Below are 15,099 nucleotides of genomic sequence, written 5' to 3'. Positions count from 1 at the left end.
CGTGTCAAACGAATCGCGCGGCCTGCGCACCCGACGAAGTCACGCATGTACATCCCTTGAATAGCTTGATCATCTTGGTAGTCGATCCACGGCGAGGTTAACTCACCGCCGCGTACTCCGAAACCCGAATTTTCAGACGCTATGACGCAATAAGTCAACCGAGCCGCCCCCTTGATAGGAAATTAACGATGGTGTTAAAACATGTCCGGGGAACGAGGAGAGAACTAACCACTCGCCCGTGTTACAAAGCCGCCGGACCCCCAGCGCGACGTCTACGGACTTGGCCGCCCATGTGTGTGAGAGAAAAGGTGCAACTTGTCGCAAGGCTTGCGTATCGTTCGGCCATGCGATTGGTCATCGCCACGATCACCTCACGGATCGACACCTCTTCACACGGTATTCCTCGGCGATCCGACGTAGCCCGCACAATCGATACATGCGTCGGTGATGCCAGTGACTGAGTCCAACGCGCCGTTGCCGCCGGCCGCAGAGGCCGCCTATCGCATATTGATGGACCGAGGCCCACTGTCTGCGGTCGATATTCGACAGAGTCTGCGGTCGGAGGGCTACAGCCAATCGATCGAGCGACTCGCTCAACTCCCGGACCGATTCCCGCATCGGTTTCAGTTGACCCCCCAAGGGTTGTTGTCCATTGCGCCTGCACAAGCGTCGGAAGAGCAGGAAGGTGGCGGAGAAGCTGAGCCAGACAACCCCGACTGGTACACACCGACCAAGCTGCGCCGACTTCCACTGGACCGTGTTGCCGTACTGGATATCGAAACGACCGGAGTCCGTCCCGCGACGGACTATATTTTAGAACTTTCACTCGTCCGGCTGACGGGTGAAATCCTGGCAGACGTCGCCATAAGAATGCCCGAGGAGATCCCGCGGCCTAGCCAAGAAAATCGGCCAGAAATACGTATCGACGAAGCCTTAAAGGTGCTCGACAAGGAATTGGAAAATGTCGACTTCCTAATCGGGCACAATTTGCTCGCCTTCGACGTGCCCTTCTTGAGGAAGGCGGCCGAGCGAGCAGGGGTGGACGCCCCACACCTGCCGCCGTGCGCGGACAGTCTGCACCTCGCGACACTGGTGGACGTCTCGATGCCCAACCGCTCGTTGGCCGATCTCACCGACCGGTTCGCCATCGGTAATCCCGACGCTCACCGCGCTCTGCCCGACGCCACCGCCACGGCCGCGGTGATTCGCCGTCTGCTCGAAGCCATCGATGTGAGCGATCCGAGTTGGCAACTAGTAATCGGCGTACTCGAAGCGTTCGACCACCCACTCACACCACTGATGCCAACGCTCCCAGCCAGGCCAGACCTCGATGCCTTGACCAGGGAACCCGATCCGTTGCTCGTCACGTCAGGTTCGCCAGCCACGGATTCATGGTCGGCCACCCGGGAAGCCTTGAAAGTTATTGAAGGAAAGCGAAAATTCCGCACCCGGCCCGCACAGCATGAAATGGCACACGCCGTCGCTCAGGTATTCGATCACGGCGGCCGCCTGGCGGTCGAAGCTCCCACCGGGACCGGCAAGTCACTCGCATACCTGCTGCCGGCACTCGGGCGGGCATCCCGAAAAGGCCAGCCTGTAATCGTCGCGACGGCTACCAAGGCGTTGCAAGGACAGTTACGTGAAGAAGCAACCCGCCTGCAGGAAGAAGGACTACTCAGAGCGCCTTTCCGCCAAATTCAAGGCGTGGGCAATTACGTCTGCGCGAGGGAACTCGAGGATGCGCTCTCCGACCGCGAATCGTCGGGTCTTGCAATCGCTATCGCCCTTCGCGCACTCGCCGCGTCTCCCACTGGGACTTGGGACGACGTCACCGATTACGCCATTCGCGCCCAAGACACGCGCTACGCCCGCACCCGGGCACGGTTGCGCACGAACGCTGGCGGGTGCGACCGTGTGCACTGCAAGTGGTCGAAAATCTGCCCATTGATGCAGCAGATAAAGGGTCTCGATAAGTCGCCAGGAGTGGTCTCGGTCAATCACGCCCTGTTAGCCAGTTGGGTACGGAACCAACAGAGTGGTGGTAAAGCACCTGGCGATGTGCTCGCCGAGTCTCGCGCGGACCTGGTCTTCGATGAAGCGCATGCGCTGGAAGACAGCCTGACCGCCGCGTGGACCGAACGGATTGATGCGCTTGAACTTCAGATTCTCGTCAATAGCCTCTCCCCTCGCTCGAAGCTGATCAGGGAGGTACGCAAGCGTGCCGGGACGTCGGCAAACGAGGCCATTCAAGCTGTCGCAGCGAGCACTGCAGAGGTGCGTGCACGGGGCGAAGAACTAGCTCAGGCCATCAACCGCTACCTGCACGAGTACGCAGGCAAGTCCGACTCTGCGGTTCTGCGTGGCGGTGTCGTCAACAGCCGACCAGAGTTCCGAGGACTACGCCAGGCCGCATCCACCGTGCGGTATTGGCTTATTCAGTTATCGAAAGCAGTTACTAAACTTCGTAATTCACTTGAGGAAAGCGCTGGAACAGGCTCCGCCCGTCGCCGCCTCTGGGGTTATTTGGAGAGGCTCGACGCCGCGATCGGACTCCTTGGAACGATGAACGGGCTTCCCGACGACCACCTCTGGGTGTACCGCCTCGCTGCCGAAGATGACGATCCCGCGGCGTGGACATTCGAGCGCGTACCAATTCACGTGTTCCCAGAGTTTCAGCAGTCCATTGTCGACCAAACACACTCCACCGTCTTGTGTTCGGCCACACTTACCGTGCAACATCGATTCGACTACCTCGCATCTCGATTGGGCATACAGGTCGACACTGAACCCGCGGAAGGGGGCTTCCGCGCCCTCACCCTGCGATCACCATTCGACTATTCGAAGCAGTCGTTGGTGATACTGACGAATCACTTGCCGGTGCCGATCCCCATGAACGAGCGCGAATTCTGCGAGGAGATGGCGGCAGACCAAACGGGTTTCCTTTCCCTCTCCAGAGGTAAGGCCCTTACACTGTTCGCGGCAAGAAGCCGGATGGAAGCGGTCGCGGCTCTGGTGCAGACCAGAGCCGCCGAACTCGCAGAGCGAGGCGTCGAGCTTCTGGTACAAGGCGAATCAGGACGTTCCCAGATCCTGCACCGGTTTCGGAACGAGCTGGGAACAGTTCTGTACGGCCTGAAATCGTACTGGGAAGGTTTCGACGCGCCAGGCGAAACGCTGTCATATCTTTTCATCGAAAAGCCGCCCTACCCTCATCCCGATGACCCGCTGGTTGCAGCTCGGCAACGCGCAATCGCAGAGCGCGGCGGAGACCCATTTCTCGACTACGTCCTACCGATGACCGCCATGCAGTTTACTCAGGGCTTTGGTCGGTTGATCCGCTCCGAGAACGATATTGGCGCCGTCCTGGTGTGTGACCGGCGTCTGCACTCGCCCACCCAGGCCCAGCGTGTGATTCTTGGTTCGCTGCCGGAGCCGACTATCCACGAGGCAATGGATCGAGACGACGCGTGGACTCGCGCAATCGAATTCGTGACCGGTGTGAAGCCGGATCTCGCCACGGCCATAACATTCGGTCGGGACGACATCACGCAATTGCTGGAACGTCTGCGTCTGGTACCCGGCGAAGATCCGACAGCCAAGTTTGTTGAAGCTGCTGAAAAACTCTTTGGCATAACCGAACTACATCCCAAACAACTTGAAGTAATGCGGGCCTTTGTAGAAGGCAGGGACTTCCTAGCGGTGCTGCCGACCGGCTTTGGCAAGTCACTGTGCTTCCAGCTTCCCGCCCTGCTTGCACCCGAAGCGCGTGCGACGGTGGTCGTCTCTCCCCTGGTAGCGCTCATCAAGGATCAGATGAACGACTTGCGAGGGCGCCGGGGCATCCGACCCGTGCAAGGAATAACCGGTACCACATCGAAAGTGGTACAGACCGAAATACTCCGTGATACAGCCGAGGGACGGGTGCGCCTCCTCTACGTCTCTCCGGAGCGTCTGGCCCGTGATCCGATCTTGCGGGGAGCCTTGCGCCGTCAGCAGCTCAATCGCGTTGTAGTCGACGAAGCGCACTGTATCTCGGTGTGGGGACACGATTTTCGGCCTGAGTTCCGCCAGGTCCCTGCCTCGGTTGCCACCTTTGATACCCGGCCGCCACGAGCCGGCCTCACGGCAACCGCCACGCGCGAAGTCGAGACAGACATCAACGACGCATTGCAAATGCAGGACCCCGTCATCGTTCGGGAGCCGAGTGACCGGCCCAACCTCCGCTTTCGCGTTGTCGAGTGTTCCAGCGAGAGAGAGCGTGTCCGCGAGTTGCTGCGGTTCGTAACGTGGGCTGCGGACAAACCCGGCATCGTTTATGTGTCTCGTCGCGCACTCGCCGAAGAAACAGCAGCATTGCTGCGCCGCGCTGGTCACGCCGCACGGCCTTACCACGCCGGCATGGTTCCCGAGCAACGCGATGCAGTCCAAGAGGACTTCGACTCCGACACCACGCGCATCATCGTCGCGACAAAAGCGTTCGGGATGGGGATCAACAAACCGAACATCGGCTGGGTCGTTCATTACGACCTACCGGACTCGCTGGACGGATACGCGCAAGAGGCCGGCAGAGCCGCACGGCAAAAGGACATAACCGGGGAATGTGTGCTCCTCTACACGCGCGGCGATATCGCACGTAGACGAGGCTTGATCGACGTCCACCAATCCAAAGCTGACGCCGACCTTTCGCAGCGGCTTCTCACCGCGCTGTGGGCATGCCCGGAACGGGGCAGAAGTCGGGTGTTCGACGTCGACGAGATGTCAGACAAGCTCGACATTGACGACGACGAGCTCAATGTCCATCTAGCTCGGCTAGAACGAGTCGGGGCGCTCAAACAAGGCCTCGACTGCTCGGCTCGCGGCATGGTTGACGTGGGCTTTCGGGAACCGGAGCAGGAAGCAGAACGACGCCTATTCCGCGAGCTGTTCTACCAAGCCAATCGGGCAAGGCCAAACGTTCGGCTACAGATCGACTTTCAGCAACTCAAAGACGAGCGGGGCTACGACCCAGATGAGCTAGAACAGCAACTGATCGAGTGGAGCCTCGATCGCTTGATCACCTTTTCGAGTTCGCGCAGACTGCGCCGCGTCGAACTCTTTGCGAGAGTCGCGCCGCGGGACGAATTGGCCCGCCAGGCGTCGCTCTGGAAGGAGTGGCAACGACGTCGGCTTCAGGCAATGATCGACTATGCCACCCACAACTGGGAATGCCGCCGCGTATCGGTCGGTAATCATTTCGGCGACCAGGTTCCCGACTGTACAAGCCGCGGCATCATGCCCTGCGACGTATGCAACCCGGAACCTACGCCGTGGTCGTCCGTCGCGGACCACCTGGTTCCCGATCCGGAACTGCTCGTAAACGCAGAACTGATCGTGTTGCAAGCCGTGGCGTGGTCTTCTGGATTCCGACGAGGCTCGTACGGTCTAACCAGCTTGCGCGCGGCTGTACTCGGTAAGGAGACCCTAGGTGAAGGACGACCACTCGGACAGGGCGTCCTGAGCTGTCCGCAGTTCGGAGCACTACGACATGTGCGCGGCGGCGAAAGGCGCTTTGACGAAGCGGTGAATCAGCTCATCGAGAAGCAACTGGTCGAGCGACGAACCGTCCTTCGCGAGAATTCCCAAAGCCAATACCAAACCCTGGTCCTAACCGCCCTCGGTGCCCAAACACTTGGAGTTTCAACAAAACAAAATGATTGAAAAGAAGCTAACTCATCAGCTCCTGGAGTCGGGTGAGCTCGTGCTCACCGCCGCCGAGTGCACGGCCCTCGGCCTGCCCGAGCACAGCACGACAATCACGATTGAGCTTGAAGGCGAACACTTCGGCGTTCAATGGAGTGGACGCAGTCGAAAGCTCTGTGGCGACCAACTCACCGAACGACTCCAGGACTATGGGCAAGTCGGTGGCCTCCTTCTCCTACGGCGAGTCGATGAGAGTTACCGACTCCAGCTGCTACCCCCTGGCGCGACAATTCACATTCAGAGGCCCCTTATTCAACGTCCCCCGCTGCCGAAGACTCCAGCGGGGCAGAAGGCAGCGCGCCGGCGGGCAACCGTGGACCGGCAATTCCACGCAGACACCGAATATGACTGGAGTCTGTCTCCGGGCAACAGACGGACCGTCGGCTTCCTCACCGAGGCCAGCAAGATACTCGGTGAGCAACTCAAAGCAGCCGGATTCGACGAACTAGAACTCGTAGAACTGCGGCTTCAGGGCGAAGAGCTGGCGACCCTGGACAACTTCGAGGAACTCCTCGCCGTGGACGTCGCCAACGTCGATCGCATGCCACACCAAGAAGCCGTTGCGCGACATGCGCTTTCAAGACTGCGCGGCCGTGCCGTCTTGGCGGATGAGGTCGGTCTCGGAAAAACGATCGAGGCAGGCCTCGCCGTCAAGGAATTAACTCTTCGCGGTCTCGCCAGGCGAGTCCTCGTGTTGTGCCCAGCGCCGCTGCGTGATCAGTGGCGAGAGGAGATGGACCACAAGTTCGATCTCCCTTTTGAAGTGGCCTACCGCGGGCATGAGATCCAGAAACAGGACAAACTTATCCTCAGCCTGCAGTTGGCCACTAGCAACATCGACAAGTTGACCGCTCGACCGTGGGACATCGTCATCCTCGACGAGGCACATCGCGCCGCAGGATCGGGCGCCCGGAAGAGGCGGGAACTCATCACCGCTTTGACTACCGCCTGCCGGTACGCGTTCTTCCTGACCGCCACACCGGTCCAGAACGACCTGCTGGAGCTCTACCGACTTATTGAGTTGCTGCGGCCAGGGACATTCACTTCGGTAAGTGCCTTCAAAAGCCAGTACATGAGCAGCGGTGACCCTCGACGGCCGAATGATCCTGCAGCGTTGCGTCGCTTGATCAGTAGCGCAATGATTCGCACCACCAGGGCTCAAGCCGGCGTGGACCGGGTGGTACGTCGTCCGGTCGATGTGCCGATCGACCTCGGCCCCCGCGAGCGTGAACTCTACGCGTTGTGCACCGATCTGCTTCGAAACGTGATGCGCGACTCGGGTGACACCATGCGCCGGCGCAGTCTTGCGTTACGGCTGACGGCCAGCCCGTTTTCGATGGGGACCACAGCGCTGCGCATGGCTGAGCGACACTCCAACGAGCGGGTCCGCAAGGCGTTGAACGAGATTGGCCACCTTGCGATGGACATCCAGGGTTCCGCGCGTGAAAACGCTGCTCTGCAAATCACGCGTGACTGGATACGCGAGCACGGACGTGTCCTCATTTTCACCCAGCACACCGATACGGTGACCGGCCTGTTGCGTCGCATTAGCGCCGAGGGCCTTCGAGCGACCGCATTCCATGGGTCGATGTCCGCCGGCGAACGGGCCGCGACTATCGCTGCGTTCAAGTCGGGCGAGGCACCCATTATGATCTCGACCGACGCCGGAGCCGAGGGGCAGAACCTCCAGTTCTGCAACTGCGTACTCAATTACGACCTGCCCTGGAACCCGATGCGAATCGAGCAACGCATCGGCCGGGTGGACCGTTTGACGCAACCCAGAGACGAGGTCTTTGTCGCCAACTTGTACGCGCGGAGCACAGTCGACGAAAGCGTATATCGGCTTCTGGCAGAGAAGCTTCGGATGTTCGAGCTCCTGTTCGGACAAGTGACCACCATCCTGGGCGAACTCGACGACTCGAAGTCAGCGACGTTCGAATCGCGGGTCCTGGAAGCGTTGTTCGCCCCAGACGACACGAGGATGCAGAGCTTGCTGTCTCAGCTCGGCACCGAACTTGTCGACGCGCGCAAGCGCGCCTCGACCCTCATTGCCGCCGACTCCGGTCTTAGCAGCTGGATGGCATCGGCCGCGGAGCATCGCAAGGGACTGACCAAGGCAGGATCCAACGAACTCGCACCTGAGGTCGCCGAACGTGCACGCATACGGCAGCGAAAAGTGCAGGCCTGGGTTCGACGAGTTCTCAAAGCACTTGATGCGCAGCTAATCCATGACACCGGGGATGGCGAAGGCGCCTTCCTAACCGTCCAATTCGACGAGGAGCTCGCCGAAGAACTCGGCGGGCGCACGTTGCTGCACATCGCCTTTGATCGCCTTGGCATGGAACATCATCCCGATGCGGAGCTATGCGCTGTCGGATCTCCTGTCTTCGATGAACTGCTTGGACTCCTCCGGGTACGGGGCGACATGCACGCGACCGTCCCAGTCATCCCGGAGGACCCTGGACCCACTCCGTTTCGGCACGCACAGAGCACCACCCTTGCTCGGCGAAGACTCATTCCAAGTGGCACGTGGAGCGGAAATGCGACATTCCGGGCCACCGTCGGAGAGGCCGAGACTACGGAACACATCATTACGGCGGAACTTGGAGCCCACAACGAAATTCGGTTACCGCGGCGCCCGCTCCAGGACGGCGAGTGCCTACCATCGGCTTTCGGTGATCCCTCTGAGATTGTCGCCGCCTTCCAGCGCGCGGCGACCGAACAACTTGAGCAGCGACGGCAAGAACGCACCGAACAGATCCTGCGCGAGCGAAAAATTGAACTCGATCGAATTCGTAAGGGCTACAACGCGCAAATCGCCGAGGCTTCATACGAAGATAAGACCCGACTGCGGCGAGCGCTAGCCTCGGAAGAGCAGCGCCTCGGACGGGCACCCGACGTTCGAGCGCGAGCCAAGATGCTAGCTGTCATCCTTGACGAGGATGATTGGCTGGTCGAAGAGGTTTGGACGGGACCTGGTGGATCCGAAGGAACCCTGACCTACGAATGGGGCCTGACCGAGCCACCACTCGTGGAAAGCGACGCCTCCGGTGAGCCCATCACCGTGCTCGCTCTTTGTTCCGATGCCCACTGGATCGACGAAACCGAAGCCACCCATTGCGATTCGTGTGGATATGATCGCTGCACCGCGTGCGGCGAGGACGCCATCTTCACGAACTGCCCTCTCTGCGACTCGTCGGTTTGCGGCTCGTGCAGGGCAGAGACTGGCGGGCTATGCCTAAGGTGCAACTGGCCCAACCGGGCACCAGAACGCGATACCAGCTTTGCGATTGCGTGGCGCCTGCACGACGACACGACACTGCTGGTAGGCCAGCGCTTCGCTGAGTTGGTACGCACCGACGGTTCCAGTCGCCAACTGATCGTGCGCGATGAAGATGTCGATGACCAGCATCGAGTGCGGTTGCGCTCTTACGCATTACGTAATGAATTGCCTCCTGACAGTGGATTGGTTTTTCACGACCACACTGAACGGACGGTTTCCCCAAATCAAGACACGCTGTTGTTGCGGAGCCTTAGCACTGTCGCGGTCGAACTCGGGGTCGAACACGGCGCCGGGTCCGCTCTCGACTGTGACGCCATTGACGACATACCTGATTACGATGCGCCCACAGTGAGCGGTGAAGGTGCTCTGAAGTTGACGGCGCTTCTTGAGAAACTTCGCGCCGAAGTCGCTCCCCCAGCCCCGCCGGCCGTGGTGGTAACCCGTCGCTCCACGTTCACCGACATCTGCCTTGAAGCGGACCGGCTGATCGGACGTGTGAGTGTCGTAGGCGACGACGACATGCTGCAGATACTAGACGAGTCTGTTGCGCAGTTAAATTGGCGGGACCACTCACCGGAGGACGAAGTACTGGCAGCGACTCGGTTCGCGGGCCTGCAAATTTCGGTAGAACGCAGACATGATGCGGTTGTGGTGCGCGCTCAGGACGAAGCCCAGGGGGACTTTTCTGAGCAGTGGATTGCGCTTCCCGATGGGGCGTCGGTCAACGAGCAGTTCGCCTGGTTCGAGATCCTGCGCTCATGCGGTACCCCGGGCGGAAGAGTGGGCCAACGTCAGCACGAACCGCAGGCAATAGCTGAGCCGTTTCCAACACCGTCCGAGTGTCAACTCGTCGACAGGACGATCAAGCCGGTTTCTGAGATTACCCCCGCGAATGACCAGTTGGACCTGGTCCCTGCGCAACCAGAATCATTGGCCACGTTGGGTGTAGGTCAGCACCTACCGCGTGGACCCGTGGTCAACGCGATGCCAACAGAGTTGGGCCGAGCCCTACTGGCACGAATCCAGCCGATGTTCACGGCAGTCGTCCAGAACGGCTTCGAGGTCCATGAGACGTGGCACGGTCACGGAACTGCGACGCATACCTATCGCATGTTCGACGGCCATCCGGTCGCTCCGATGCTCGACGACATCGCCGAACGCCAAAGTGACTTCGGGGTTTGCCGCGACGGGCACTTCTACGCAGCAGGCGCATCGGCATTGTGTGAATCCTGCAAGACCTGGGCGTGTCCCGCCTGCGACGGAATCGGTAATCGCGCATCGGTGTCTTGTTCGCATTGTTCCGCTTCGGTGTGCCGGCGGTGTGCATCGGTGGAGCACGCAGTGCCGGACGTTCGATGCATTCTTTGCAACGATGCAGCATGTCCCGGCTGCGGCCGCGACCCTGACGTACAGCCCTGTCGGGTCTGCGAGCGCGAGATGTGCGCAGGCTGCCGTGTCGATCTATTGTGCCCGGCATGCGATAAGTTGGCTCTTGCCACCGATGAGCAGTTACACGATCTTCCAACGGAACTCGCGGTGCAGGGAGCCACGGTCTTCGTCGGCTTCGATACAAATGCAACGACCGTCCTCATCAACCGAGGTAACGCGATCGAACAAGCAATCGTTCGCAATGGCAATGTTGAGCGGTGGGTCGTACTCGGTAAATACACGATCGACGATGCGTACAAGCTGCAGCTGGCCGCATCCCGGCATCTCGGAGTCCAAGTCAAGCCAGTCGTCAAGACCCTCGACCCTGAGGCGCCCATCGATGTGCCGCACCTTCTGGTCCAGTCACAACGGTACGTCTACGCTTCCTGGTCGGTTGACGAAATCGACTTACATGGGCGCCATACACGTTGGTTCACCTCACCCGAGGGCGACATCACACGTTTGATTGCAGAGGATTTCGAGCCGATAGCCAATCCGCCTAAAGCCATCGAAGGGATTCCGCGGAAAGTTAGAAAGCTAAAACGCCGCGCGCAGAGCCCTCAAGTCTTCGACCTAGTGCTGCAATGGAATCGTGTCGGACACGACGTCGCGGTCACCGATTATGGGCTCATCGACCGCACGTTGACCGAGGCCGGTGTCAGCGAAAATGTGGTGGCGTGGGAGACGTCCGACAAAGACTTGTCCTGGGTTGCTGAAGCGTGGAACCCATCCCCACGCCTGCGTGGGTATGCCACGACCGACCTTGCCGAAGCCGCAATCGTCAGTATTGCAACATTGTTCGCACTTGGTGTTCGTTCGAACGACAGTGTGAAGTGGTACGTAGTCTCGGATTCACCGCAGGCTCCGCTAGCTACCACCTTGGCCCGCTCGCTCGGCCTTGAAGATGCCGATGAGGTCGACGATTTTGTCGATCCCAAGGCGGTCAGGCTCTCAACGGTCCTAAACGCGACAAGTGTCTCTGTCGACTTACACCCAATAGGCATCACCAAATCCGCCGCGCGACACAGCTTGCAAGACACGACTGCCAAGGCATTAAGAGCGTGGATGCCGACAGCGCAAGTGCGGGTGCCCGAGCTGTGGACACTACCTCCGAAGCTCAGGACCTTGCTGGAACAACGGACGAAGAAATCCGAGCCTCGCAGGTCGCTGACGATCGGCGTCCGCGTCGAACAACTGGTAAGCGTGGAAGGTGGCCGTCCTTGGCGACACGAGGCACGGTTAATGCCCGGCGATACGGACGGGCGGCAGGTCAGCTATACGACCCAAGTGCCACTCGACAGCGGCATGATCGACCGCGAGGGGCATTTCGGCCCTGAGGGGGGGCAATGCCCCTACTGTCACGCACGGGTGTGCGACGCTTGCGTCGACGGCCTGGTTGGGTGTGACTGTTGCTCTGTCGCAATTTGCAAGCAGTGTGTTCGCCAGGAACGTCAGGCCCTCTGGTTGTGCCCTGCGTGTTCTGCCATGCGCCCGCCAACTCGCCGCGAGGCCCGTCAGCACGGACGAATCCTCTTGACGCGGGGGATGCTCATCGGAGTAGATCAGTTGCACGAGGTTGTCGTCGAACGGGCGAAGAAACAATGGGCCCGCCAGGCTGAGGGTGGCCTGAAGGCGCCGCTTTTGAACTCGTCACTCATTGAGTTCCTGAACGAGCGCTTAGAGGGAACTCCAGATTAGAAGCGCCTTGGGCGCCACCACCTGCGACTGCTTGCGCAGCCTTTTTGTCGGTGGCTCGTCGTAATCTGAAGTTGCTTCAAGAGATACCGCCTCAAGCTCCGACTGGCGGTGCGCCAACCCCAAGGCTCATGGGTGGCTCGGATGACGAAGCGGTCCGCCCCAACCGGTGCGGATAAGAGCGTCGAGTGCGCGCCCGTAGTGGGCGCAGAGGGAGTGCAGAATGAAGCGTTCGCAAAAACGCTACGACATCATCGGCGACGTCCACGGGTGCGCGGCCGAACTGGAAGCCCTGCTAGACACATTGGGCTACAGAAGAACTCGCACCCGCGACGCCTTTTCGCCACCCAGACCGGACAGCAATTTTTGTCGGTGATCTGATCGACCGCGGACCCGAGCAACTTCGAGTCCTTGAAACGGTGAAGGCCATGGTCGACGCCGGCAGCGCCCAGATGGTTCTGGGCAACCACGAGTTCAACGCACTGGCCTACGACACCGAGTGGCCCCCGGGATCAGGGAAATACCTTCGCCCCCACGATGATCCGAGCGACCCGAAGTCAGCCAAGAACGAGCGTCAACACGCAGAATTCCTCAAACAAGTCACCGGGGAGGACCGCAAGTACTACCTGGCATGGTTCTGGTCACTGCCGCTGTGGCTGGATCTTGGTGAACTTCGGGTGGTACATGCGTGCTGGCATAGCAGTTCGATTGCCATTGTCACCGAGGAACTTGGCGGCGACCGATTCGCTACCGCGGAAGAGCTGGTGCGCGCATCCGCCAAGGGCGACCCGCTTTACACAGCGGTGGAAACGCTGCTGAAGGGGCCCGAAATAAGCCTGACCGACCACGGACATCCTCGTTATCACGACAAGGACGGAGAACCCCGTGACCGTGCCCGGGTGCGTTGGTGGCACGACGGACCCGTGACATTGCGCGAGATCGCCGAGATGGGTGGAGGATTCCGCACCGCCGACGGCGCGCCGTACCCGCCATTGCCGGACACGCCACTGTCCCCCGAGCACCAACCTCACCTCTACACCGAGCAAATCCCCGTGTTTTACGGCCATTATTGGCGCCAGGGGCCGCCTACGCACCGACGAGACTGGACTGACTTCACCGCGTGTGTCGACTTCAGCGCGGTCAAGGGTGGTGCATTGACCGCCTATCGATGGTCCGGTGAGGCGCGTATCGATCGGGATCACTTCGTGTCGGTCCCACGTCAGAGCCAGCCGACCGACGCTTAAAAAGATCGATGACGGACCCGGCCGAGGCTGCAAACGCACGCCAAAGTCGGGTTCGCCATCACCACAGTTTCCCCGAATGACACCGCTGGCGGGAAGGGCCCCTGCCGACACCGGTGTGCCCGGAACTCAGTGTCCGGACAACTTACGGTGCCGGCGTTGGGCACCTCCCTGCCGCGTCGTCCCGACCACTCAATAGTGAGAGTCGCTGCTCACGATCCGCCGCACGCCTTCGGGTGCCACCCTCGGAGCGCTTTGCGGAACTCAGGATTCGGGTTGGCACCGGGCAGCACCGCCACCACGTCAGCCAACGCCTCGTCGATACCGACGCCCCGTTTGCAAGCTCCGTACGCAGCGGCGATGGTGGGCGTACGACTGTACGCCTGCACACAGTGAACGAATACGGTACGGCCCGCGGCCCGCAACTGCTCGATCGCCCGCACGGTGTCGAGTAGCACGAAATCGAGATTGTCGTTCTCGCCTTCTGCGTCGACGAGGCGGACGTCGAGGTGCTCCATACCCACGGGCAGGTGTTCATCTGCGACCCGGCACAGCGACACAACCGCATCGACTTCTTCGGGCAGGCTTCGCAGTGCGGCGACGCCCCCGATCCACACCTTCTCGTCGTAGGGATGGCGCACAGGTTGACGGGCTTCCGGAAATCCTCGGTAGGTGTAATCGAACGTGTCGGGTTGTCCTTTGTCGACGATGTTGTTCGCCAACTTGACCAGACCGCGCGTCCTCAATCCTGGCCAGCCGTGCAGCAGTAGCCGCCAACGCGAGGGAACCGCGGATGCTCCGTACGCGGCGCCAAGCAACCCACCAGCTATGGCGGCGACGGTGTCGGTGTCATGACCGCCGCGCACGGCGTCCTCCAATGCTAGCCGCAGATGATCGGCGCGGAATGCACCGGAAGTGTAATCGTCAGCCGGGACAGGTGTATTCACGATCGCAGACCACGCACCCTGTAACGCGGCGACCACCCAGCCGTTCTTGGCTGCGAAGTGCGAAGGCGGTGATGCCTCGGCCTCGTCGAGGCGTGATGCCCATAGGTCGCGGCGCGCAGCGTCCAGCCGGTCCAGGCCGATCCGCGCATCGATATCCCCGGTGAGGACGGCGTGGCGGATGGCGTAACACCAGAGCACGCAGGCGTCACCCGCGTCCGGGTCGTGGTGTGTGAGGTCGCTGAGCCCACGGGCCGCTTCGGCCAGGGCTTCCTCGTCTGCAAGGTAGGCGAGGGCCACCGGCGCGGTGCGCATCAGCGAGCCGTTGCCGGCCGTGTGTCCGGTGCGCTTGTGCAAGGCCGCGGATTCTTCACGCGCGAATTTCGCAGAGATCCCCTGCCTTCCGAGCGCAGAGAGCACCGAACGAGTCTGATTACCAATGCCTTTCGGAGCTTGCGCCCACTCGCGCCAGCGGCGCACGATGTAGTCTTGGGCCTGCTCGTCGCGCAGGTCCGCCCCTGTGGCGGCGATTTCTGCGATCGGGACCGCCATGGACGTGTCGTCGGTCCACTCGCCCCGCTCGAAGGCGCCCAGCCCGCCGCCGATCATCTCCACCGGAACGTCGGGGGCCAGCGAGGGCCCAAACTCGTACCCAGCGCCGAGGGCATCCCCGGCGGCCATACCCAGCAGGGTGCCGCAGGCGCGGTCACGTTGTGCAGCAGTCAAAGTCATGATTACCTCCTTAGACCCGCGAGTCATCGCGGAATTG

Annotated in this window: 4 protein-coding genes, 1 pseudogene and 1 riboswitch; of the genes and pseudogenes, 3 read left to right on the top strand and 2 right to left on the bottom strand. The window is 60.9% G+C overall.

The genetic code is table 11. From position 1 onward, the window contains the following. Nucleotides 1-453: 453 nt before the first annotated feature. Nucleotides 454-5,697, top strand: a complete 5,244-nt coding sequence (locus tag BST27_RS12785) for a RecQ family ATP-dependent DNA helicase (RefSeq protein ID WP_069420669.1) — start codon at nt 454-456, stop codon at nt 5,695-5,697. Between the two features lie 7 nt (nt 5,698-5,704). Here the strand turns inward: BST27_RS12785 and BST27_RS33685 are convergent, their stop codons facing one another. Further along, a complete protein-coding gene (locus BST27_RS33685) occupies nt 5,705-5,896 on the bottom strand; it encodes a hypothetical protein (RefSeq protein WP_232007359.1) in 192 nt (63 codons plus the stop codon). Between the two features lie 156 nt (nt 5,897-6,052). Between BST27_RS33685 and BST27_RS12780 the strand changes: the two genes are divergently transcribed. After that, on the top strand, nt 6,053-12,148 hold the full coding sequence (locus BST27_RS12780) for a DEAD/DEAH box helicase (RefSeq protein WP_232007360.1): 6,096 nt from the start codon (nt 6,053-6,055) through the stop codon (nt 12,146-12,148). Nucleotides 12,149-12,222: 74 nt separating this feature from the next. After that, a riboswitch (SAM riboswitch) is annotated at nt 12,223-12,333 on the top strand. Between the two features lie 35 nt (nt 12,334-12,368). Continuing rightward, a pseudogene (locus BST27_RS12775) lies at nt 12,369-13,389 on the top strand (metallophosphoesterase). A 209-nt stretch (nt 13,390-13,598) separates the two neighbouring features. On the opposite strand, the gene BST27_RS12770 reads toward BST27_RS12775, so the two are convergent. Beyond that, nucleotides 13,599-15,062, bottom strand: coding sequence for an ADP-ribosylglycohydrolase family protein (locus BST27_RS12770; RefSeq protein WP_069420671.1), 1,464 nt, complete (start codon nt 15,060-15,062; stop codon nt 13,599-13,601). Between the last annotated feature and the right edge of the window lie 37 nt (nt 15,063-15,099).

Origin of the sequence: Mycobacterium intermedium (assembly GCF_002086275.1) — a bacterium.
Taxonomy (GTDB): domain Bacteria; phylum Actinomycetota; class Actinomycetes; order Mycobacteriales; family Mycobacteriaceae; genus Mycobacterium; species Mycobacterium intermedium.
This window is presented reverse-complemented; position numbering and strand designations above follow the sequence as displayed.

Bases quoted from the DNA above. Each gene is read 5' to 3' on its own strand.
- BST27_RS12770 (WP_069420671.1), bottom strand. From the start codon at position 15,062: ATGACTTTGACTGCTGCACAACGTGACCGCGCCTGCGGCACCCTGCTG.